Below are 22,985 nucleotides of genomic sequence, written 5' to 3'. Positions count from 1 at the left end.
GCCTGCTATCAGAACTATGAGGATTGAAATTATGGGTATTTTTTCTCGCTTTGCCGACATCGTGAACGCCAACATCAACTCCCTGCTGGAGAAAGCGGAGGATCCGCAGAAGCTGGTCCGTCTGATGATTCAGGAGATGGAAGACACGCTGGTTGAAGTGCGTTCTACCTCCGCCCGCGCGCTGGCGGAAAAGAAACAGCTGACCCGCCGTATCGAACAGGCGCAGGCGCAGCAGGTGGAATGGCAAGAAAAGGCCGAGCTGGCCCTGCGTAAAGAGAAAGAAGATCTGGCGCGTGCGGCGCTGATCGAAAAACAGAAGCTGACTGACCTTATCGGCAGCCTGGAACACGAAGCGCAACTGGTGGATGAAACCCTGGCGCGGATGAAAAAAGAGATTGGCGAGCTGGAGAATAAGCTCAGCGAAACCCGCGCTCGTCAGCAGGCGCTGATGCTGCGTCATCAGGCGGCCAGCTCTTCGCGTGATGTTCGCCGCCAGCTGGATAGCGGTAAAATGGATGAAGCGATGGCGCGTTTTGAGTCTTTCGAACGCCGTATTGACCAAATGGAAGCCGAGGCGGAGAGCCATCGTTTTGGCAAACAACAATCGCTGGATCAGCAGTTTGCCGAATTGAAAGCGGATGATGAAATCAGCGAGCAACTGGCGGCGCTGAAAGCCAAAATGAATCAGAATAACCAGTAATGCATATTACGCGGCGCGGTGTTGCGCCGCGGCTCACCACCTGTAAGGAGTACACATGAGCATGCTTTTTCTTGCCATCCCGCTCACGCTGTTTGTGCTGTTCGTGTTGCCGGTCTGGTTATGGCTGCACTACAACAATCGCTCGGCGGACGGGGCGTTAACCCAGAACGAACAGCAGCGCCTGCTGCAGCTGACCGATGACGCGAAACGGATGCGCGAACGCATTCAGGCGCTGGAAGCGATCCTTGACGCGGAACATCCGAACTGGAGAGACAAATAATGGCCGGATTGGACTTTAATAAAAAACTGTGGCGTATCCCGCAGCGCGGAATGGTGAAGGGGGTCTGCGCCGGTATCGCGCAGCACCTGGATGTGCCGGTGAAGCTGGTGCGTCTGATAACCGTACTGGCGATGATTTTTGGCCTCTTCTTTTTCGTGCTGGTGGCCTACATCATTCTGACTTTCGCGCTGGATCCGATACCGGATAGCGAACTGTACGGCGAAAAAGGGCCGAGCAATGGCGATTTACTGGCCGCCGTGGATGCCGAACTGGCTTCCGGCGAACAGCGCCTGCGTGATATGGAGCGTTATATCACCTCCGATACCTTCACGCTGCGCAGCCGTTTTCGTCAGCTGTAAAATTTTTCCATGTAACCAACGAGGCAACGCATGAATATGAAATGGCAACAGGCAGGGCAAAAAGTGAAACCGGGTCTTAAGATCGCCGGTAAGCTGGTGCTACTGACCGCGCTGCGATACGGCCCGGCGGGCGTTGCCGGTTGGGCGGTGAAATCGGTGGCGCGTCGGCCGCTGAAAATGTTGCTGGCGGTAGCGCTTGAGCCGCTGCTCAGTCGGCTGGCCAATCGTTTTGCCCGCGGCATGAAATAATTCCTCAGGGGGAGGAATACCGGCGCGCTTTATATTGGCCCTGATTATCCCCATCTAAATAGCTTATCATTAAACGACATTCCTTCTGGGCATAACGGACTGGCGATGAAGCGACTCAAAACTGAATTCAATGCGCTGGTCAACCGCGGGGTTGACCGGCATTTACGTCTTGCCGTAACCGGACTCAGCCGCAGCGGCAAAACGGCTTTTATCACCGCGATGGTTAATCAACTGCTGAATATCCACGCCGGAGCGCGACTGCCGCTGCTGAGCGCGGCGCGCGAAGAACGCCTGTTGGGTGTGAAGCGGGTTCCGCAGCGTGATTTCGGCATTCCGCGTTTTACCTATGATGAAGGCCTGGCGCAGCTTTATGGCCAGCCGCCGGCCTGGCCGACGCCGACCCGTGGGGTGAGCGAAATTCGCCTTGCGCTGCGCTATCGCTCTAACGATTCTCTGCTGCGTCATTTCAAAGACACTTCTACTCTGTATCTGGAAATCGTGGATTATCCGGGAGAATGGTTGCTCGACCTGCCGATGCTGGCGCAGGATTATTTAAGCTGGTCACGGCAAATGACCGGGCTGTTGCAGGGGCCACGTGGGGAGTGGTCTGCCCGCTGGCGGCAGCTGTGTGATGGGCTCGATCCGCTGGCGCCCGCCGACGAAACCCGGCTGGCGGAGATCGCCGCCGCCTGGACCGATTATCTGCACGCCTGCAAGCGCGAGGGATTGCACTTTATTCAGCCAGGGCGTTTTGTGCTTCCCGGTGACATGGCGGGGGCTCCGGCGCTGCAGTTCTTCCCCTGGCCGGATGTCGATGCGGTTGGCGAAGCCAGGCTGGCGCAGGCGGACAAACACACCAATGCCGGAATGCTGCGCGAGCGCTTCAAATACTACTGCGAGAAAGTGGTGAAAGGCTTTTATAAAGACCACTTTCTGCGCTTTGACCGCCAGATCGTACTGGTGGACTGTCTGCAGCCGTTAAACAGCGGGCCGCAGGCGTTTAATGATATGCGTCTGGCGCTGACCCAGTTGATGCAAAGCTTCCATTACGGCCAGCGAACGCTGTTTCGCCGCCTGTTTTCACCGGTTATTGACAAGCTACTGTTTGCCGCCACTAAAGCCGATCACGTGACCGTCGATCAGCACGGCAACATGGTGTCGCTACTTCAGCAACTGATTCAGGACGCCTGGCAGAATGCCGCCTTTGAAGGCATCAGCATGGATTGTCTGGGGCTGGCATCCATTCAGGCCACCCAGGGAGGGCTTATCGAGGTTAACGGCGAGAAGATCCCAGCGCTGCGCGGCGATCGTCTGAGCGATGGGCAACCGCTTACCATTTTCCCAGGGGAGGTGCCGGCGCGGCTGCCGGGCCAGGCCTTCTGGGAACAGCAGGGCTTCCAGTTTGAGAACTTCCGCCCGAGAGCGATGGATGTCGATAAACCGCTGCCGCATATTCGCCTCGACGCGGCGCTGGAATTTTTGATTGGAGATAAATTGCGATGAGCGAGCCGATAAAACCGCGGATCGATTTCGATGGCCCACTGGAAACGGAAAAGAGCCAGACTTTAAAATCGGCCCGCGCCTTTGACGCGGCCGATGCGCAAACCTTCTCTCCGATGCTGCCTGAAATGGTTGCTGAAGAGGAGGGGGCCGCCGAAGCGGTGGTGGAATCGGTACTGCGCCCGAAACGCAGCCTGTGGCGGCGGATGGTTAGTGCCGGGCTGGCAATTTTTGGTATTAGCGTGGTGGCGCAGGGCGTGCAGTGGACGGTGACGGCCTGGCAGACTCAGGACTGGATTGCGTTCGGCGGCTGCGCGGCCGGGGCGCTGATTGTCGGCGCGGGCGTGGGGTCGGTAACGACTGAATGGCGTCGCCTGTGGCGTCTGCGACAGCGCGCGCACGAACGCGATGAAGCGAGGGATCTGATGCATAGCCACGCGGTGGGCAAAGGGCGCGCGTTCTGTGAGAAACTGGCGCAGCAGGCCGGGCTGGATCAATCGCATCCGGCGCTGCAGCGCTGGTATGCAGCGATCCATGAAACGCAAAACGATCGCGAAGTGGTGAGCCTGTACGCGCAACTGGTGCAGCCGGTGTTGGATGCGCAGGCGCGGCGGGAAATCAGCCGCTCGGCGGCGGAATCGACGCTGATGATCGCTGTCAGCCCGCTGGCGCTGGTCGATATGGCGTTTATCGCCTGGCGTAACCTGAGATTGATTAACCGTATCGCCACCCTCTATGGTATTGAACTTGGCTATTATAGCCGCCTGCGTTTATTCCGCCTGGTGTTGCTGAATATCGCCTTTGCCGGCGCCAGCGAGCTGGTGCGCGAAGTCGGCATGGACTGGATGTCGCAGGATCTGGCGGCCCGCTTATCGGCGCGCGCCGCACAGGGTATCGGCGCCGGATTGTTGACCGCCCGTCTGGGGATTAAAGCGATGGAGCTGTGCCGTCCGCTGCCGTGGATCGCCGATGATAAACCGCGGCTCGGCGATTTCCGCCGCGAACTGATCGGCCAGTTAAAAGAGACGCTGCAGAAAAGCAAAACCGGCGCGGAGAAATAACGCCGGCAAGCGTAAATGCCGGGTGGCGGCTGCGCCTTACCCGGCCTACGGTTCGTGCGACCTGCCTTTAATGTCTTCACCACGCTGGCTCCCCCGGCAGCGCTGCCGCTTACCGGGGCTACAGCGCTTTGCGATTTGGTAGCCCGGAGAAGGCGCAACGCGCCGCCTCCGGGAAAACCCCTTAAAAAAGTTGCAAACCGATAACAGTATCTACGGTTCGTGCGGCCTGCCTTTAATTTATTCACCATGCTGACTGAAACTGCCGGTGTTGGTGGCCTCAAAATCGCAGAGACGTTCCCGGAAGGCCGGGGCAGCCCGCATGGATGCGGGCTGAGGGCCGTGATTTGCAAGGACGCTGCCTCGGCCCGACCCGAAGCCTGCCGGGATATGTCGAAGGAACCACGAAGTGGCGATTTTGGCGGCCAGAGCCCGGGAGTACAGAGGGCGGCGGCGATTGGCCGCCCTCTGTGCGCTCCCTGCGCCACGGAAAACATGTTGCAGAAAAATTAACCGGGAGCGCAAGATACTCTGGAGCGAAACGAGATAAACGCTTTTCTCAAGCTAAAAGATTGCAAACCGATAACAGTATCTACGGTTCGTGCGGCCTGCTGTTAATTTATTCACCACGCTGGACCCCCCGGTGGCGCTGCCGCTTACCGGGGCTACAGCGCTTTGCGATTTGGTAGCCCGGAGAAGGCGCAACGCGCCGCCTCCGGGAAAACCCCTGGCGCCCAGCGCCCTCTGTGCCATGCGAGCCATAACGCAAAAGAAATGCCCGCATAACTTTACGGCATAAAGCCCATTTTTCCGCCATACTGTCAATAATTGTTGACAGCTATCTTCCCGTAAGCCCATATCTGTCCTATCATTCATCCGTCATTGGCCTTTTTAGGGTGAAAACTCCTATGCGTCTGGAAGTCTTTTGTCAGGACCGTCTTGGTCTGACCCGTGAATTACTCGATTTGCTGGTGCTGCGCGGTATTGACCTGCGCGGTATCGATATCGACCCGATTGGCCGAATCTACCTTAATTTCGCCGAGCTGGAGTTCGCCAGTTTCAGCAGTTTAATGGCGGAAATCCGCCGTATCTCCGGCGTAACCGATGTTCGTACCGTGGCGTGGATGCCGTCAGAGCGGGAACATCTGGCGCTGAGCGCGCTGCTGGTGGCAATGCCGGAACCGGTTTTGTCGCTGGATGCCAAAGGCAAAGTAGAGCTTGCCAACCCGGCCAGTTGCCAACTGTTTGGTCAAACCCAGGCTCGATTACGCAGCCATCCGGTGGCGCAACTCATTACTGATTTCAACCTGCAGCGCTGGCTGGAAGGCAACCCGCTGGAGTCGCATACCGAGCATGTGGTCGTCAATGGCCAAAACTTTATGCTGGAAGTGACACCGGTGTATCTGGAAGGCGAACACGCCGAGCGTGTGCTGACCGGCGCCGTGGTGATGTTACGCTCCACCGTACGTATGGGGCGTCAACTGCAAACGCTGACGACCCAGGATACCAGCGCCTTTAGCCAGATCCTCGCCGTTGGGCCGAAAATGCGCCACGTTGTTGAACAGGCCCGCAAGCTGGCGATGCTCAGCGCCCCGTTGCTGATTGTCGGCGATACGGGTACCGGTAAAGATCTGCTGGCCCATGCCTGCCATCTGGCCAGCCCGCGCGCGAGCAAACCTTATCTGGCGCTGAACTGCGGTTCGATTCCGGAAAACGCGGTAGAGAGCGAGCTATTCGGCGATGCGTCGCAGGGGAAAAAAGGTTTCTTTGAGCAGGCCAACGGCGGCTCTGTGCTGCTGGATGAGATCGGCGAAATGTCGCCTGGCATGCAAACGAAGCTGTTGCGCTTTCTCAACGATGGTACTTTCCGTCGTGTCGGTGAAGATCACGAAGTGCATGTCGATGTCCGGGTTATCTGCGCGACGCAAAAAAATCTCGTCGAGCTGGTGCAAAAAGGACTCTTCCGCGAAGATCTTTATTATCGTCTGAATGTGCTGACGTTGAACCTGCCGCCGCTGCGCGATTGTCCGCAGGACATCATGCCGTTGACCGAACTGTTCGTCGCGCGCTTTGCCGATGAGCAGGGCATCCCGCGGCCAAAACTCTCCGCTGACCTTAATACCGTGTTGACCCGCTATAGCTGGCCGGGCAACGTGCGTCAGTTGAAAAACGCAGTGTACCGCGCGTTAACCCAGCTCGAGGGCTTCGAACTGCGCCCGCAGGATATTCTGCTGCCAGATCACGATGTGTCGTCGCTGCCGGTAGGTGAAGAGGCGATGGAAGGATCGCTCGACGATATTACCCGCCGCTTTGAGCGTTCGGTATTGACCCAGTTGTATCGCAGCTTCCCCAGCACGCGTAAATTAGCCAAACGTCTCGGCGTTTCGCATACCGCGATTGCTAACAAGCTGCGCGAGTATGGTCTGAGCCAGAAGAAAGGCGAAGAATAAATCACCGGTGCGGCCGGCTCGGCGCGGCCGCGATTTTCAGCGTTTTTTCAGCGATATCTCTGTATATACTTATTTTATTTTTCTTTTTCCGGGAAGGTGACGGTTGGCGAAGCAACGGGATTGGCCTCAGTGGATGATATTACTGGCACTCTCCGCCGTGCTCTCCTTTGTGCTGTTCCGGCTCCATCTTCCCGCTGCGCCGCTGCTTGGCCCGCTTATCGCCGGAATTACCCTTAGTCTGCGCGGCGCCACGATTCGTCTCCCTCGTCCATTCTTCATCTCCGCTCAGGCTATCATCGGCTGTATGATCGCCCGCGCGCTAACCCCGTCTATTTTCGGCGTTCTGGCCGCCAACTGGGCGCTGGTGTTGATTATCCTCCTTTCCACGTTGGCTATCAGCGCGCTGACCGGCTGGCTGCTGGTGCGTTACAGTTCGCTACCCGGGGCAACCGGCGCGTGGGGAAGCTCGCCGGGCGGCGCTTCGGCGATGGTGGTGATGGCGCAAGAGTATGGCGCCGACGTTCGTCTGGTGGCCCTGATGCAGTATCTGCGGGTACTGTTCGTGGTTGGCGCGGCGGTAATGGTGGTGCGTTTCGCGCTCGGCGGCGAGGCGCAGGAGATGACTCAGCATATCGTCTGGTTCCCGCCGCTGACTTTTAATCTACCCTTAACGCTGCTATTGACCGCGGTCGCCGGTTGGTTAGGGTTACGTTTACGCATCCCTTCCGGGGCAATGTTGTTACCGATGCTGGCCGGTGCGCTGGCGCAGGGTGAAGGCATGCTATTGCTGGAGCTACCGGAATGGTTACTGGTGCTGGCGTATACCGTGCTTGGCTGGACGGTTGGCCTGCAGTTTAATCGCGAGATTTTTATGCTGGCGCTGAAGACGCTACCGCAAATCATCGCCGCCATCGTCGGCCTGATCGCGCTGTGCGCGCTGATGGCTTTAGCGTTAACGCACCTGCTGCCGCTGGATTTTCTCACTGCCTATCTGGCGACCAGCCCCGGGGGTCTGGATACGGTGGCGATAATCGCCGTCGGTACCCGGGCGGATATGTCTTTTATCATGGCGATGCAAACGCTGCGCCTGTTTACCATATTGCTCACCGGCCCGGCCACCGCGCGGTTAATTTCGCGCTATGCGCCGCGCAAAGAAAAAAGCCCCCGTTGAAGGAGGCTTGATAACAGAAGGGAAGCGATTACGCTTTCAGCGCAGCCAGCGCCGCATCGTAATCCGGCTCTTCGGTGATTTCGTTAACCAGCTGGCTGTATACCACCTGGTCGTTTTCATCGATAACAACGACTGCGCGTGCAGCCAGACCAGCCAGCGGGCCGGCGGAGATAGCAACGCCATAATCTGCCAGGAACTGCGGCGCGCGCAGGGTGGACAGGGTGACCACATTGCTCAGGCCCTCTGCGCCGCAGAAACGGGACTGCGCGAACGGCAGGTCAGCGGAGATGCACAGCACCACGGTGTTGTTCAGCTCAGAAGCCAGTTGGTTGAATTTGCGAACCGATGCCGCGCAGACGCCGGTATCGATGCTTGGGAAAATATTCAGTACTTTACGTTTACCAGCGTATTGGCTCAGCGTGACGTCAGAGAGATCTTTGGCGACCAGCGTAAACGGCTGCGCCTTCGCGCCAGCCTGCGGAATGGAGCCCTGAACGGACACTGGGTTACCCTGGAAATGTACGGTTTGCGACATGGTTATCTTCCTGTTTACATATAGTTAACGTCGTAGTTAGTGTATGACATCAGCCAGCAACACGGCAAACTCTATTTAACATTTACCTAAGAGGCCCAGGGAATGCGCAACCTGCAAGTTTTTGAAGAATCATGGCCGCTTCACACGCCGTTTGTTATCTCTCGCGGCAGCCGCAGCGAGGCCAAAGTCGTGGTGGTGGAAATAGAAGAGGATGGGGTAAAAGGGGCCGGAGAATGTACGCCTTATCCGCGATACGGGGAAAGCATCGCCTCGGTGATGGCGCAGATTATGGCGATCGGCGAGCAGCTTGAGCGCGGCGCTACCCGCGAGCAAGTGCAACAGCTACTGCCGGCTGGGGCCGCGCGCAACGCCGTCGACTGCGCGTTGTGGGATCTGGAGGCGCGCCGCGCGGGGAAAACGTTGCCGCAGCTGCTTGGCGTCAATCTGCCGCGCGAAGTCGTGACGGCGCAAACCGTGGTAATCGGCATGCCGGAACAGATGGCGGCCAGCGCCGCCGCGCTGTGGGAGAAAGGCGCGCGGCTGCTGAAGGTCAAGCTCGACGATCATTTGATTAGCGAGCGGCTGGTTGCTATTCGCGACGCGGTGCCGCAGGCGACGTTGATCGTTGATGCTAACGAAGCGTGGCGTGGCGAAGGTCTGGCGGCGCGCTGTCAGCTTTTGGCCGATCTCGGCGTGGCGATGCTGGAGCAGCCGTTACCGGCCGGCGCGGATGAGGCGTTGGAAAACTTCATTCATCCGCTGCCGATCTGCGCCGATGAGAGCTGTCATACGCGGGAAAGCCTACCGGCGCTGCAGGGTCGCTACGAAATGGTCAACATTAAGTTGGATAAAACCGGTGGTCTGACCGAGGCATTGCTGTTGGCGCAGGAGGCTGAACGGCTGGGGTATAAGAGGATGCTGGGCTGTATGCTTTGTACTTCACGGGCCATTTCCGCCGCGCTGCCGCTGGCGCCGCTGGCCCGTTTTGCGGATCTCGATGGCCCGACCTGGCTGGCGGTAGATGTGGAACCGGCGCTGAAGTTCAGCACCGGCATGCTTCATCTGTGAGTGTGCCAGTGCAGTAAATCGGTCATCGCCGCGAGGTACTTTTCTGTCGCTTCGTCGGCGGAGACCGGCGGAAATTCGGCGGTAATGCACGGCAGGCCGATATCGGCGCACCAACTGCCAAAAGAGCCCGGCGTTTCGTAACCGACGCTGCCCACCAGCGGTAAATTAAAAGCCCCGGCGAGCCATTGTCCCAGCTCGCTGTGGCCGGGGTCCTCAATGCAGGCCAGCGGATCGTGGAAGGAGACTACCCACGCCGGATGGATCTGGTGGATCAGCTGGCACAGCGCCTGGGTTTCGGGCTCCGAACCGGGTTTTTCACCGGTCAGCAGTACCACGTCACGCTCTTCTGCTGCGCTATTCCAGCGATACACCGTTTCTCCCGCCTTCCAGTTAGCGGCCGGGAAGTTTCGATTGAGATCGATACCGCGGGCGTTGGCGCGTAGCCCTAACTGACAGCCATCAGGGTTGACTGTGAGAACGACGTGATGGCGACGCAGCTCCGGTTTAAGCGTGCGCAACGCGCAGGAGAGGGTGACGATCGACGAGTTTTCGTCGCCGTGCGTGCCGGCGATAATCAGACCGCTGCGGCTATCGGCCAGCGGAGCGGGGAACCACAGCAGCGGCGCGCCGAGATGCGACTGGCCGTAACGTTGCGTGCCTGGCGGGAAAGCGCCGCGCAGGGGGCGAGGGCGTGAAACGGGCATAGGGTATCCTGTCATCAGGTTATTGTTAGCAGTGTTGTAGAAAAGCGTCCCGGAATCAAACGCTTTCCTCTCTGGCGAAAAAACTCGTCATGTCAATTTTCTATCATAAGCCGTTTGCAATTTCAGGTGGGGAAACAAATAATTATCGCTCTGCCAGCACTGGTTTGTTCATTTAAAAGGGGATCTCATGAAGTATCCTGTCACATTGACATGCGGCGCGCTGTGGTTAGCCAGCGTTTCTTCTCTTGCCTGGGCGGCGGACGTGCCTCCGGGAACCGTATTAGCTGAAAAACAGCAGCTGGTACGCCATATAAAAGACGAGCCCGCTTCATTAGATCCCGCTAAAGCCGTCGGCCTGCCGGAAATTCAGGTTATCCGCGATCTGTTCGAAGGGCTGGTGAACCAGGACGCGAAGGGCAATATCATCCCTGGCGTGGCGACCCGCTGGCAGAGCAACGATAACCGCGTCTGGACCTTTACCCTGCGTGATAACGCGCGCTGGTCCGACGGCACCCCGGTGACGGCGCAGGATTTCGTCTATAGCTGGCAGCGGCTGGTGGATCCGAAAACCACCTCGCCATTTGCCTGGTTCGCCGCCTTGGCGGGTATCAGTAATGCGCAAAATATTATTGATGGTAAAGCAGCGCCGGACACCCTTGGGGTGACGGCGGTCGATGCCCACACGCTGCGCGTGCAGCTGGATAAACCGCTGCCGTGGTTCAGCAACCTGACCGCCAGCTTTGCGTTCTATCCGGTGCAGAAAGCTAACGTCGAAAGCGGCGCTAACTGGACGCGCCCGGGCAGCCTTATCGGCAACGGTGCCTATGTGCTGAAAGACCGGGTGGTGAATGAGAAGCTGGTTGTCGTGCCGAATACACAATACTGGGATAACGCCAAAACGGTGATTAAGCAGGTGACTTTCGTGCCGATTAACCAGGAATCTTCGGCGACCAAACGTTATCTGGCGGGTGATATTGATATCACCGAATCCTTCCCGAAAAATATGTATCAGAAGCTACTGAAGGATATTCCCGGACAGGTTTACACGCCTCCGCAGTTAGGTATCTATTATTACGCTTTCAATACCCAGAAAGGGCCAACCGCCGATGAGCGTGTGCGTCTGGCGTTAAGCATGACCATCGACCGGCGGATTATGGCGGAGAAAATCCTCGGCACCGGTGAGAAACCGGCCTGGCGGTTCACCCCTGACGTTACCGCAGGCTTTACCCCGCAGCCTTCGCAGTTTGAAAGCATGAGCCAGGCCGAGCTTAATGCCCAGGCTAAAGCGCTGCTATCGGCGGCAGGATATGGCCCGGACCGTCCGCTGAAGCTGACGCTGCTGTACAACACGTCGGAAAATCACCAGAAGATCGCCATCGCCGTGGCGTCGATGTGGAAGAAAAACCTCGGTGTGGATGTGAAGCTACAAAACCAGGAGTGGAAGACCTATATCGATAGCCGTAATACCGGTAATTTTGACGTTATCCGCGCATCGTGGGTAGGGGATTACAACGAGCCGTCGACTTTCCTGTCACTGCTCACATCGACCCATAGCGGTAATATTTCGCGCTTTAACGATCCGGCATACGATAAGATCCTCACCCAGGCGGCGCAGGAAACCTCGGAAAAAGCGCGTAACGATGATTACAATGCGGCAGAGAAAATCATCATGGCCAAAGCGCCTATTGCGCCGATATATCAGTATACCAACGGCCGCCTGATCAAGCCGTGGTTAAAAGGATACCCGATCACCAATCCGGAAGACGTGGCCTACAGCCGCACGATGTATATTGTGAAGCACTAATCAGTAGCGGTTGCCTGATGGCGTCAGGCAACCATCGCTAACCTCAGAACTGGCGCGGCTTACAGCGCCAGTTTCTCCTTCTGACCATTACCCGCCACAGCAGAAAGCATCACTTTTCTAACGCATAGTTATCCTGCCGTATTCGGTGGGATAACAAATCAATAAATATGTCGCCAACGCTACTGCTTCCTGGTGCTGGCGCGAACTTGTAACGCTGAGGGTAATTCAATGAATTTATCCGTCGAATTACCCGCCAGTAGCTCAAGCAATGTTTGTCCTGCGAGGGTTCCCGTTTCACTCCAGGGGAATTCGACGGCAGTCAGCGCCGGTGAGCAAACGGCGGCAAGAGTCCCCCCGCTCAGGCTTGCCAGTGCCAGAGAGTCGGGCACTTTTTGCCCCGCGCCATGGCAGGCCATAATGCAACCGCAGGCGATTTCATCGGATGTGCAAATCAGCGCATCAAGCTCAGGCCAGGTGATACGAATATCGCCGAGCAGGTTCAGGCCGGTCGTAATGCCTGCCGGCAGGTGAGAGGTCACCACGCGATGCGGAGAGTGGTTAACGGAGAGCATCGCGCTGTTCCAACCGCTTAGTACCTGGCGAAACATAATGTTATTGGAAGCCGTGCAAAGCAGGCCGATATTTTTATATCCGGTCTGTACAAGCGATGTGACCAACTTTTTGATGGCTGCGGCATAGTCAACGCCAATGCTGACCCAGCTCGCATCGCGATTGATGGCGCCAATCTCAACCACCGGCACGCCGGTGTTACTTATCATTTGCGAACAACTGCTGATGTTATCAATATTGAATTGAACAATCGCAGCCGGGTTGTAAGCGAGCATTTGCGCAAAAGCTTTTTCTTCACTCTGTCCACCCTGACCGGACTCGATAAACATCATGCTATAGCCCTGGGTCGTGAGCACGGTCTGTAGTGTTTCGGAGACGGCAAGAAAGCCCGGGGAGGAAAAAGAGGGAACCACGCCCATCACCAGACTGGAGTCAGCAGAGGCAAGGTTGCGGGCCTGCAGATTTGGCACATAGCCCAGCTCGCTTACTGCGGCTTCAATGCGTGTACGCAGTTCAGGATTCACTTTTTCAGGCATGCGTAACGCGCGTGACACGGTCATCGTGCTCACGCCGACCAGTTTTGCCACTTCAGCAAGCGTAATTTTACCGGTGTTTTTCCTGCGTTTTTCTCTCGCGCTATCGTCCGCTTCTAACGTCTGCACTGGTGTCCTCCTTTCGCCTGACTGGGCAGCCATTGTAAATGATGTTTGGCATTTTACGCATTGCCCAACTGCAAAGTAATGATAAGTATGGATAACAAAGTTAGCGGTAACAAGAATTTTAACATTGTTGCCATGTTAGCGCTAACTTTGAGATGAAGATCACGGTAAGCCGCGAAGAGATTCCACTATAGTAGGCTCACTTTCAATGCTATCGGGGAATTTATGATCACGACCTGGTTACCAACGGAAAATATCCAGATTGTGGATTCAGTCAGTGACTGGAAACAGGCAATTACGTTATCGGCTCAACCCTTATTGGCGAAAGAGGCGATTACTGAAAATTATATTCAGGCCATTTTTAACAGCCATGAAAAACTTGGTCCTTATTATGTTTTGGCGCCTGGTCTGGCGATGCCTCATGCTCGCCCGGAGCAAGGTGCAATTAAAAATGGTTTATCGTTTTTGCATATTAAAAAAGGCGTTTCTTTTGGCTCGGAAGAGAATGACCCTATTTACGTCGTGATTATGCTGTGTGCGCTTTCGGGAGATGAACACATCAATATGATTACAGCCCTGGCAGACATTTTTAGCGATGATGAACGACTCTCAGCACTGCTGAAAGCCTCATCAATGACGAAAATTCAAGCCGTTATCAATGGATAGTGAGGTAGAGATGAAAAAGGTTCTGATTGTTTGCGGTAACGGTTTAGGTAGTAGCTTTATCGTTGAAATGAACGTGAAAAAAATCATTACAGAGTTAAATAAAGAAGCAGAGGTTTCCCATACCGATCTGACTTCAGCAAAAAGCGAGACTGCCGATATTATTCTTAGCGCCAGGGATATAGCTGAACATCTGTCCAGCCATTCTGCACAGGTTTTTGGTTTATCTAACCTGCTGGATAACAATAAAATCAAAGAAATTCTTTCCGAGAATCTCTGATTAATTATTTGCGGCCTTACGGAGTCATTCTATGCTGCAGTTTATTATTCATGATGTGTTGGGCACACCAGCAATACTGGTCGGTTTGTTTTCCCTGATCGGCTTATTATTGCAGAAAAAAGCAGTTTCCGACGTTATTTCCGGAACCCTCAAAACCATTATGGGGTTTGTGATATTAACATCCGGGGCGGCGATTGTCGCCACGACGTTAACGACGTTTAGCCAGCTGTTTGAGCACTCCTTCCATATTCAGGGTGTTGTCCCCAATACTGACGCCATGGCGGCGCTGGCGCAGAAAAACTACGGTACTGCGACAGCCATGATCATGGTGCTGGGGATGTTGTTTAATATTGTTCTTGCCCGTATTACGCCGCTGAAATACATCTTCCTGACAGGCCACCACACGCTGTATATGTCGGCGATGCTGGCTGTCATTCTCTCTGTCGGCGGTCTGTCGCCGTTCTGGGTGGTACTGGTGGGGGCGTTAATCCTCGGCATCATGATGGTGGTCTCTCCGGCTATTCTGCAGCCATTTACCCGCAAAATTACCGGCACTGATGACCTGGCGCTGGGCCACTTTGGTTCAACAGGGTATCTGCTGTCGGCGCTGGTGGGAAAAGCGATCGGTAAAGGCAGCCCGTCGATTGAAGAGCTGAAGGTGCCGAAAACGCTGAACTTCCTGCGTGACTCCTCGGTGGCTATCTCGCTGACGATGATGATTCTGTTCCTGATTCTGGTACTGGTCGCAGGTAAAGAGTTTGTTGAGACCAGCATCAGTGGTGGTCAGAACTTTATCATCTTCGCCATTATCCAGTCGCTGACCTTCGCGGCAGGCGTGTGGATCATCCTTGCGGGTGTTCGCATGATTATTGCCGAAATTGTTCCGGCCTTTAAAGGCATCGCCGACAAGCTGGTGAAAGACGCGAAACCAGCGCTCGACTGTCCAACCGTCTTTCCGTTCGCCCCGAACGCGGTGATCGTCGGCTTCCTGTCAAGTTTTGCCGCTGGTCTGGTGAGTATGTTCCTGTGTCCGCTGCTTGGCCTGAGCGTCATTGTTCCCGGCCTGGTGCCGCACTTCTTCTGCGGCGCGACGGCGGGCGTTTACGGCAACATCTGCGGCGGTCGTCGCGGCGCGGTGGTGGGGGCATTCGCTCACGGTCTGTTGATTTCTTTTTTGCCCGCGATTTTGCTGCCCCTGATGGGCGACCTTGGCTTTGCATCCACCACCTTTGGCGATGCGGACTTTGGCGTTGTTGGCATCATTCTTGGGCATGTCGTGTCACTGTTTAACTAACTAATTTTATAGAGGTGAGGTATGGCAGCTAAATTTTCGCCCTCGTTAATGTGTATGGATTTAACGCAGTTCAGAGAGCAAATTACGGCAATGAACGGTCGGGCTGATTTTTATCACGTCGATATTATGGACGGTAACTATGTGAAGAATATTACGCTATCACCGTTTTTTATCGAAAACCTGAAAAAAATTACCGATGTGCCGATCGACGTACATCTGATGGTGAATCACCCGGAAGATATAATTCCAATGTGTATTGATGCCGGGGCCGATATTATCAGCTTCCACCCTGAGACGGCGAATAACAAAATATTCCGGCTGTTGAACCAGATTAAAGACGCGGGTCGTCGCTGCGGCGTAGTGTTGAACCCAGCTACTCCGGCGGATGCTATTAAAGAGTACGCGCACCTGCTGGATAAAGTGACCGTCATGTCGGTTGACCCGGGCTACGCAGGTCAGAAATTTATCCCAGAATCGCTCAATAAAATTAAACAGCTGATCGCGATGCGCGAAGTGCATGGTTACCACTATCTGACCGAAATTGATGGCTCCTGTAACGAGAAAACTTTTAATGTTATCTCCCAATCGGGCGTTGACGTCTTTATTGTGGGAACCTCGGGCCTGTTCTCCCTGGCGGATAATGTCAGCGATGCATGGGATAAAATGGTCGATATCTATCAACGCGAAATCGCTGCCTGAAAATTGCAGCGCGCTCAGCCGTATTGAGCCATTGCGCAGTGCAAAGAGTCTATTTAACCGGTCTGTCTCTTTGCCTTCGCGTTAGATTTATATGGTTGAGAGCGCTGTAACCCTTTTTATATCTGGAGTTCGCTTGCGACGCCTCGTCGTACGCTTGCGGATGCTATCTATTATGCTGTCCGGCCCCGACGGGTTTGGCAGACTACGTGGTGGCAGAAGCTGGTATCGCTGATTACTGATGATTATTTATGTTAACGAAGGTAACTTATGGACATTTCGAGTGTACTGAACGTAAAAAATATTAAATTAAACATGATGGCTAAGAGTAAGGAAGAAGCAATTGAAGAATTAGCCGACTTATTAGTACGTGATGGAGCTGTTATTAATAAAGATATTTTTCTGAAAGATGTTTGGTTACGCGAAGAACAGGGCTCTACTGGATTCGAAAATCATATAGCGATCCCTCATGGTAAATCCTCAGGCGTAGCCCGTACGGCATTGGCCATTGGCCGAACCCAACATCATATCCCCTGGGAAACTATGGATGGTAGTGACGTTCGTTGTATTATTTTATTTGCTGTATGCCTGGTGGATCAAAATACCACCCACATCCGATTATTATCCCAGGTTTCAGGTTCACTTGCCGATGAAGAGATAGTAGGAAAATTACTGATGGAAGATTCCCCGCAGAAAATCATTGATCTTTTAAATGCTGAAGGTGTCAGCGCTTAATTTAATTATCATAGCATCGAAAACAATTAACCCCGGAGAATAGTTATGAATATTGTTGGAATTACAGCCTGCACTGTAGGTATTGCACACACCTATATTGCGCAAAAGAAAATTGAAATAGCAGCAAAAAAGGCCGGTCACAATGTCAAAATCGAAACGCAAGGCACTATAGGTATCGAGAATGCCTTGACCGCTGAAGAAATTGCACAAGCCGACATTGTTCTGTTAGCCGCCGATGTTAAAGTTTCAGGTGAAGAAAGATTTGCCGGGAAGAAAGTCGTCAAAGTACCAACGGAAATGGCAGTTAAATCACCAAATAAGCTTATTGAAAAGCTTGGTGAATTAGTCAATTCATAACACCTACCTATGCGTATCCTATATAAAATAAAGGGCGTAATTTATGAATATAAAAGAAATATGGAAAGCAGCAAACCCTAAAGGTCATCTGCTGACTGCCATCTCATTCTTGATTCCGATTGTCTGTGGTGCTGGGTTTATTATTGCCATCGGTATGGGTTTTGGCGGGACGGTTCAGGACACTTTAGTATCGGGTCAATTTGATCTGTGGCAGGCTTTCGCTACCATGGGAGCTAAGGCGCTCGGACTATTGCCCGTTGTTATTGCTATCGGAATTTCCGGTTCGATCGCAGGTAAGCCCGGTATTGCCCCTGGTTTTGTTGTCGGTCTGGCCGCTAATGCTATTGGTGCGGGTTTTATCGGGGGCATGATCGGTGGCTACATTTCCGGGTATATTGCTCTTGCTATCATTAAAAATGTGAAGGTTCCTGGCTGGGCCCGGGGTTTAATGCCGACATTGATTGTGCCATTTTTTGCATCCATTTTCAGTGCTCTGCTCATGGTCTATATCATCGGCACGCCTATTGGTATTTTTACCGATGCACTCACATCGTTCCTGAGAAGTATGGGAACTTCATCTAATTTAGTATTAGGTGCTGTTATTGGGGCGTTGTGTATCGTTGACTTTGGTGGGCCGATCAATAAAACGTGCTTTGCATTCGTCTTAACTCTCCAGGCACAGGGTATAAATGAGCCAGTTACGGCCCTTCAGTTAGTCAACACGGCAACACCTATCGGTTTTGGGCTTGCATTTTTTATCGCCAAACTGCTTCGCAAAAATATCTATAATAACGAAGAAATCGAAATGTTAAAGTCGGCGGTTCCTATGGGGGTAGTGAATATTGTTGAAGGGTCTATCCCTATAGTGATGAATGATATCGTTCGCGGTATTGCAGCAGCGGCAATCGGCGGTGCTTGTGGTGGTGCAATCACCATGGTGTATGGTGCGGATGCAACTGTACCTTTTGGCGGGGTATTGATGCTCCCAACAATGTCAAATCCCATGGCAGGTATTATGGCATTGATAGTTAATATATTAGTAACAGCAACCATTTATGCTGTCATCAAAAAAGATGTTCCTCGCGATGTTGTTATCAATAACGATCAAGAAGAGGAAGATATCAACTTCGATGATATTAAGATTAGTTAGATATATGCATAATGGCATGCCGTAACATGATGTCGCGTTCACAATGATTGTTATTATTATCGCGACATATATTATTTCTGCATTCTGTTCTAATCGCCACGAGTAACAAATGGGTCGCCATGGTGGCCTATTTGTTACAGGCATGTTATCAGAATTACTTAAAAAGACTATCTAATAATCAATTACGGCCCTGACGATTAACGTTGGGTGAAGAGCATGAGGGTAAAAAGCAGCAATATTTTGTGGTTCACTCTTACTCGTCGTTTCCATATCCGGCATTAATTCGATACGTTCGCCGCTCTGTAGCGTTGCGCCAATCAACCTGCCTGTATTTATGAATTCAATGCATAGGTCAAATCAGAAATGACAGACTAATCATGGTGGTGTTTCCGGCCTAAAATGGTGTTTTAACATGACAGGGGCCTTGCCGTGAAATATTCAGTATTAAGTAACAACCTCAGAATGCCGATGGTCGGCTTTGGCGTGTTTAAGGTCACCGATAAAGAAGAGTGTAAGCAGTCGGTGTTAAGCGCTATTCGTACCGGTTATCGCCTGATTGATACCGCTGCCATCTACGCCAATGAAGATGCCGTGGGTGATGCGGTTCGCGAGGCTATCGCCGAAGGGCTGTGTACCCGCGAGGAGTTATTTATCACGTCGAAGCTGTGGGTTCAGGACATGGCCAACGGCGCTGTGGCTAAAGCCGGTATTGAGACGTCGCTGAAAAAATCGGGCCTGGAGTATTTTGATCTCTATTTATTGCATCAGGCCATGGGCGATTATTTCAGCGCCTGGCGCGCGCTGGAAGAGGCTTATGAAGCCGGTAAACTGAAAGCCATCGGCGTGTCCAACTTCTACGCTCACGTGTTAGTTAATTTCTGTGAAACCGTCAGAATTAAGCCCATGGTGAACCAGGTCGAATTACATCCTTACTTTGCGCAACCCGCCGCGCTGGAAACCATGAAGCGCTATAACGTTCAGCCAGAAGCCTGGGCGCCGTTAGGCGGTGGGAGACATAAACCGTATGAAGATGAAATGCTGCAGGGGATTGCCGCTGCCCATCAAAAAACCATTGCCCAGGTTATTTTGCGCTGGAACGTGCAGCGCGGCGTCACGGTAATTCCTAAATCCACCCGGCAGGAACGTATTGCAGAAAACTTTGATCTCTGGGATTTCTCCCTAACCGATAGCGAAATGGCGCTAATTAGTGCACTGGATTTAGGCTATGTGGGTGAAGCGGTGAAACATTTTAATCCGGAATTTGTACGTGGTTGTCTGGGCGTTAAAAAGCAGTAAAAAAGTCATAACGAGACGGTGGGGGAACCCACCGTCCTGATATAAACATTGCCAATCCACAGATCTTCGCTTTCTTCTTACCGGGTTAATATGCGCCAGGTTGACTATAAAAGACGTTCATCAAACTAATCAGCACGTAGCTCGCCAGCCTCCCAACTATAAACATCCGTGCCAATTAACGAGTCGCCAAGCTCTTGATAATCGAAATCATAAAAATCAGCACAGGCGCCGTAGCCGGAGTAGTCCACTGCCGCAAGACCGACAAATGCTCCGGTAAAGAAACCGCCATAGCTCTGCAGGACATAGTCATCGGAAAGGACGGCGGCATCGAAAACTACCGGGATTTCAATAAACTCGGCGCCGTCAAAACTATACTCATAGCTATAGGTCTGCTTCCTGACTTTTGTCCGTAACCACACGTATTCGACGTCGTCAGGAATATTAATCGCGTTATCTTTTAGGTACGAAGTATATTTTCCACGATTGTTTTCGGCAACCTCGATGACTCTGCCGTTAATTTCATTCCAGGTTACAAAAGCAAAACTCCAGTGACGGTCGTTGTAGTAATTGGTTAATCCGGCCATTTGTTGGTAGCTGAAAGGATTAAAAGCGACTTTAACTTCAGCATTAAAGTAAAAGGCTTGCCAGCGGCGAGCAATAAGCGACAAATCATGCGTATTCGCTAATGATCCCTGGCCGATTAAGGTAAGCTTTCCGTCGCCTGTGGTACCCATCTTTTCGGTAAACGGTACCCGCAGTGTATTCCAGTTGAGATTAAGCGTTGGCGTAGTAAATTCATCGTGCTGGCTATTATCTTTCGCGCTTTCGGTATAAATGGCGTCTTTTGGACCCTCAACAAACGTTTTACCGCCGTGACCGCCCACAATGCGCGGCCAACCGTCGTCATCCCAGTACACTTTTTGGATAGCCGTTTCCCGGCCAAGCGTGGACCAGCCGCGAGGATCATAGATTGATTCTCCGGGACGATTCCACGGACGAGCGCACAGCGAAGCATAATACCATTCGCCTTCGGGCGTCGAAACCAAAGCGCCGTGTCCTTGCTTCTGGATATAGCTGTCAGGGGTATCAACGTTAGTTAAGAATACTTCTCCAGGCTCGGTTTCAAAGCTGTCGGCATTTAAAGTGGTGGAACGGGCCACCACCTCCTGATGAGTAAATACCGTCCCCCCTTGAGCGGCAAAGAGATAGTAATAACCGTTCAGTTTATAGAGATGCGGCCCCTCAACGAGCGCTACTGCGGTACCGCGATAGATGGTCCGTGCGGTTTCCGGCATTAATTTTAAAGTTGTTGTATCAAGCTCTGTTAAGGTAATCCCATCAAAAGGATGGTGGTACTCCCGATGATCCCACGTCTGTTGCACAATATATTTACGGCCATCATCGTCATGGAAAAGTGAAGCATCGAAACCCACGCCATTCAGTTTTATCGGCGCACTCCACGGGCCGCGAATATCTGTTGCGGTGGTCAGGTAGTTTGTCATGTCTTTAAAGGCACCTTCGGTGACTTTCACATCGGTATACACTAACCAGAATTTACCATCCGCATAAGAGAGCGCCGGAGCCCAAATACCGCCTGAAGACGGATTCCCCTTCATATCTAAGAGGGTAGTGGTTGACAATGGCGACGGCAGAAGATTCCAGTGCTTCAGATCTTTTGATTCATGTAAACGAACGCCAGGAAACCACTCAAATGTCGAGTTGGCGATATAGTAGGTGTCCTCAACACGGATAATACTAGGGTCGGCATTAAAACCACGTAATATAGGGTTTTGGATAAGGGACATATTATTACACCTTTATAAATTTAAAGTTTACTCTGTATTGGATTTACACCCGAATCTCATCAAGCTGGCGGTTAATGTCGCTGACGTGTTTGTCTGAGATGGGATAAATTTGCATGACGATCATTGCTACAATCGCTAAGGCGATGGGGATCCAGACCGCTGTCATCATAATCCCATCGATAGCGCTCGCGCTTTGCTGCGCGCCGGTTTCATTAAATCCATAGACGGCCAGCAGCCACAGAGGAATGGCGCCGCCAATGGTAAAGCCAATCTTGAAAAACAGGCCCATAATGGCATTAATAATTGCTGCATTTCGCTTACCAGATTTTAATTCACCATAAGCAATAACTTCAGGAACCAGCGCCCACATAAATCCGGTGGCTGAGGTTAAGCCCCACTGTTTAATGAATGTGGCGATGTAAGCAAGCCACAGCGCATCGTGCATGCCTTCACGCGACCAGACGTAAGTTAATAATTCACCGGCAATAAACATTCCCAGGAAAATGTGGAAGAAGCCTTTTTTACCAAAAATCTTTTTTAGTTTTGGCCAAAATATTGGGAACGCAATGCCGGGTATAGAGGCGACCAGCCCAACGGCGCCCATCCATTCGGAGTGACCAACAACATACTGATTGAAAAAGCCGTTAACCGTGTTCATAAAGAACATGAAGGTAAAGGCCAGCATGAAAAACAATCCAAGAATGACGAGTGGACGATTATTTTTAAGTTCAAGGAACAGATCGGTTGTTTTAACGTTGGCGGTCTGTTCCGCGGTCGCAACAACGCGTTCTTTAGTGAATTTATAGCAAATGAAAAGTGCCACCGCACCTAATAACATATACACGGAGTAGACGCCGAACCAGGCGTAATTTGCTGATGGATCGGTATAGTTTCCCAGATTGAGTTCTATGCCAAAAAAACCGGTATCCTTCAGGCTACGGTCTTTTGGTGAGGCCATTTGCACGAACATCGGAAAAAGGGTATACACCAGAAGATTGGCGCTATTAGCCAGCATCATTCGAGTACTGGTTAATTTATCAATAGATTCCGGATCTCTTGTCAGTGAGGCATTAAGAGAACCATAAGGGATATTCACCAGGGAGTAGACTAAATCCAGCGCTAAATAAATGATAAAGGCGAACGGTACGGAACCTCTCACGCCAGGAATGGGAGCAAAAAGCAAAGCGGAAAGGATCACCAGCGGCACGCCGGCTCTTAACAGCCAGGGACGGTATTTACCCGCGACTGACGTTCTTTTGTCTACATAGGTTCCAACCATCGGATCCCAAAACACATTGATTATTCGTACGAAAAGAAAAATGAACCCCGCAGTGGCCGTACTGATCGTATTCACCGTCAACATATGTAGAGCAAGAAAGCCGCCTATTGTGCCGAAAACCAGGTTTTGCGCAAAATCGCCCATCCCGTAGCCAATACGTTCCCCACGAGTTAACTTATGATATTCATCATTGCGACTTTGCATTATTTTTTTACCCATTCTGAGCAGACTCCGGTTTGTTGTGTGAGTGTGAAACACTTTCTGACACAAATGATCTCGAAGAATCTATTACGTTTTTAAATTAATTAATTATGTTTTTTTAC

General features: G+C 52.6%; 23 protein-coding genes. 18 read left to right on the top strand and 5 right to left on the bottom strand.

Going from position 1 to position 22,985, the window contains the following annotated elements:
• Positions 1–31 precede the first annotated feature (31 nt).
• The 8 genes from pspA to AC2CGP_RS03335 all read left to right on the top strand — a co-directional run bounded on the left by pspA (position 32) and on the right by AC2CGP_RS03335 (position 7,767).
• The gene (pspA, locus tag AC2CGP_RS03370; protein WP_015366272.1) at positions 32–700 is read left to right on the top strand and encodes a phage shock protein PspA; all 669 of its coding nucleotides are present in this window, start codon (positions 32–34) and stop codon (positions 698–700) included.
• A 55-nt stretch (positions 701–755) separates the two neighbouring features.
• Complete coding sequence (pspB, locus tag AC2CGP_RS03365) at positions 756–980, top strand: envelope stress response membrane protein PspB (protein WP_015366273.1); 225 nt, start codon at positions 756–758, stop codon at positions 978–980.
• A complete protein-coding gene (gene pspC, locus AC2CGP_RS03360) occupies positions 980–1,339 on the top strand; it encodes an envelope stress response membrane protein PspC (RefSeq protein ID WP_015366274.1) in 360 nt (119 codons plus the stop codon). Before pspB ends, pspC begins: the two co-directional genes overlap by 1 nt.
• A 30-nt stretch (positions 1,340–1,369) precedes the next feature.
• Entirely contained in the window at positions 1,370–1,588 is a 219-nt protein-coding gene (gene pspD, locus AC2CGP_RS03355; RefSeq protein ID WP_015366275.1) for a phage shock protein PspD, read from the top strand.
• 105 nt (positions 1,589–1,693) lie between these two features.
• The gene (locus tag AC2CGP_RS03350) at positions 1,694–3,091 is read left to right on the top strand and encodes a YcjX family GTP-binding protein (protein WP_042892658.1); all 1,398 of its coding nucleotides are present in this window, start codon (positions 1,694–1,696) and stop codon (positions 3,089–3,091) included.
• Positions 3,088–4,149 carry a YcjF family protein gene (locus AC2CGP_RS03345; RefSeq protein WP_213760178.1) on the top strand — a complete coding sequence of 354 codons (1,062 nt, stop codon included), beginning with the start codon at positions 3,088–3,090 and terminating at the stop codon, positions 4,147–4,149. Before AC2CGP_RS03350 ends, AC2CGP_RS03345 begins: the two co-directional genes overlap by 4 nt.
• Before the next feature lie 905 nt (positions 4,150–5,054).
• The gene (gene tyrR, locus AC2CGP_RS03340) at positions 5,055–6,596 is read left to right on the top strand and encodes a transcriptional regulator TyrR (RefSeq protein WP_015366278.1); all 1,542 of its coding nucleotides are present in this window, start codon (positions 5,055–5,057) and stop codon (positions 6,594–6,596) included.
• Positions 6,597–6,729: 133 nt separating this feature from the next.
• Complete coding sequence (locus AC2CGP_RS03335) at positions 6,730–7,767, top strand: AbrB family transcriptional regulator (protein WP_080638317.1); 1,038 nt, start codon at positions 6,730–6,732, stop codon at positions 7,765–7,767.
• A 28-nt stretch (positions 7,768–7,795) separates the two neighbouring features.
• On the opposite strand, the gene tpx is transcribed toward AC2CGP_RS03335, so the two are convergent.
• Positions 7,796–8,302: a thiol peroxidase gene (gene tpx / locus AC2CGP_RS03330; protein WP_015366280.1), complete on the bottom strand. Its 507-nt coding sequence runs from the start codon at positions 8,300–8,302 to the stop codon at positions 7,796–7,798.
• A 102-nt stretch (positions 8,303–8,404) separates the two neighbouring features.
• Here tpx and ycjG point away from each other — a divergent pair, with 102 nt between their 5' ends.
• Positions 8,405–9,370 carry an L-Ala-D/L-Glu epimerase gene (ycjG, locus tag AC2CGP_RS03325; RefSeq protein WP_213760175.1) on the top strand — a complete coding sequence of 322 codons (966 nt, stop codon included), beginning with the start codon at positions 8,405–8,407 and terminating at the stop codon, positions 9,368–9,370.
• Here the strand turns inward: ycjG and mpaA are convergent.
• Positions 9,361–10,074 carry a murein tripeptide amidase MpaA gene (gene mpaA, locus AC2CGP_RS03320; protein ID WP_015366282.1) on the bottom strand — a complete coding sequence of 238 codons (714 nt, stop codon included), beginning with the start codon at positions 10,072–10,074 and terminating at the stop codon, positions 9,361–9,363. The two genes, ycjG and mpaA, sit on opposite strands and share 10 nt — an antisense overlap.
• Positions 10,075–10,261: 187 nt before the next feature.
• Here mpaA and AC2CGP_RS03315 point away from each other — a divergent pair, with 187 nt between their 5' ends.
• On the top strand, positions 10,262–11,878 hold the full coding sequence (locus AC2CGP_RS03315; RefSeq protein ID WP_213760172.1) for a peptide ABC transporter substrate-binding protein: 1,617 nt from the start codon (positions 10,262–10,264) through the stop codon (positions 11,876–11,878).
• Between the two features lie 179 nt (positions 11,879–12,057).
• On the opposite strand, the gene AC2CGP_RS03310 is transcribed toward AC2CGP_RS03315, so the two are convergent.
• Entirely contained in the window at positions 12,058–13,110 is a 1,053-nt protein-coding gene (locus AC2CGP_RS03310; protein WP_015366285.1) for a LacI family DNA-binding transcriptional regulator, read from the bottom strand.
• A 222-nt stretch (positions 13,111–13,332) separates the two neighbouring features.
• Between AC2CGP_RS03310 and AC2CGP_RS03305 the strand changes: the two genes are divergently transcribed.
• The 8 genes from AC2CGP_RS03305 to AC2CGP_RS03270 all read left to right on the top strand — a co-directional run bounded on the left by AC2CGP_RS03305 (position 13,333) and on the right by AC2CGP_RS03270 (position 19,578).
• The gene (locus AC2CGP_RS03305) at positions 13,333–13,773 is read left to right on the top strand and encodes a PTS sugar transporter subunit IIA (RefSeq protein ID WP_213760169.1); all 441 of its coding nucleotides are present in this window, start codon (positions 13,333–13,335) and stop codon (positions 13,771–13,773) included.
• A gap of 10 nt (positions 13,774–13,783) precedes the next feature.
• Complete coding sequence (locus AC2CGP_RS03300; RefSeq protein ID WP_015366287.1) at positions 13,784–14,050, top strand: PTS sugar transporter subunit IIB; 267 nt, start codon at positions 13,784–13,786, stop codon at positions 14,048–14,050.
• 31 nt (positions 14,051–14,081) lie between these two features.
• Positions 14,082–15,344 carry a PTS ascorbate transporter subunit IIC gene (gene ulaA, locus AC2CGP_RS03295; protein ID WP_042892645.1) on the top strand — a complete coding sequence of 421 codons (1,263 nt, stop codon included), beginning with the start codon at positions 14,082–14,084 and terminating at the stop codon, positions 15,342–15,344.
• Between the two features lie 21 nt (positions 15,345–15,365).
• Positions 15,366–16,043 (top strand): D-allulose 6-phosphate 3-epimerase, encoded by a 678-nt coding sequence (gene alsE / locus AC2CGP_RS03290; RefSeq protein WP_015366289.1) that lies wholly within the window; start codon positions 15,366–15,368, stop codon positions 16,041–16,043.
• Positions 16,044–16,310: 267 nt separating this feature from the next.
• Positions 16,311–16,775, top strand: coding sequence for a PTS sugar transporter subunit IIA (locus AC2CGP_RS03285; protein ID WP_042892642.1), 465 nt, complete (start codon positions 16,311–16,313; stop codon positions 16,773–16,775).
• A gap of 45 nt (positions 16,776–16,820) precedes the next feature.
• Positions 16,821–17,132 carry a PTS fructose transporter subunit IIB gene (locus tag AC2CGP_RS03280; protein ID WP_001028229.1) on the top strand — a complete coding sequence of 104 codons (312 nt, stop codon included), beginning with the start codon at positions 16,821–16,823 and terminating at the stop codon, positions 17,130–17,132.
• A gap of 43 nt (positions 17,133–17,175) precedes the next feature.
• The gene (locus AC2CGP_RS03275; RefSeq protein ID WP_015366291.1) at positions 17,176–18,282 is read left to right on the top strand and encodes a PTS fructose transporter subunit IIC; all 1,107 of its coding nucleotides are present in this window, start codon (positions 17,176–17,178) and stop codon (positions 18,280–18,282) included.
• A 429-nt stretch (positions 18,283–18,711) separates the two neighbouring features.
• On the top strand, positions 18,712–19,578 hold the full coding sequence (locus AC2CGP_RS03270; RefSeq protein ID WP_042892637.1) for an aldo/keto reductase: 867 nt from the start codon (positions 18,712–18,714) through the stop codon (positions 19,576–19,578).
• A gap of 125 nt (positions 19,579–19,703) precedes the next feature.
• Here the strand turns inward: AC2CGP_RS03270 and AC2CGP_RS03265 are convergent, their stop codons facing one another.
• Together AC2CGP_RS03265 and AC2CGP_RS03260 are read right to left on the bottom strand one after the other, a co-directional pair.
• Entirely contained in the window at positions 19,704–21,383 is a 1,680-nt protein-coding gene (locus tag AC2CGP_RS03265; protein WP_042892635.1) for a glycoside hydrolase family 43 protein, read from the bottom strand.
• Positions 21,384–21,426: 43 nt separating this feature from the next.
• On the bottom strand, positions 21,427–22,866 hold the full coding sequence (locus tag AC2CGP_RS03260; RefSeq protein ID WP_162184287.1) for an MFS transporter: 1,440 nt from the start codon (positions 22,864–22,866) through the stop codon (positions 21,427–21,429).
• Positions 22,867–22,985 lie beyond the last annotated feature (119 nt).

The sequence above is a fragment of the Klebsiella sp. SYXHC3 genome (assembly GCF_057196925.1).
The sequence above is the reverse complement of the archived record's forward strand: the minus strand, read 5'-3'. Positions and strand labels throughout refer to the sequence as shown.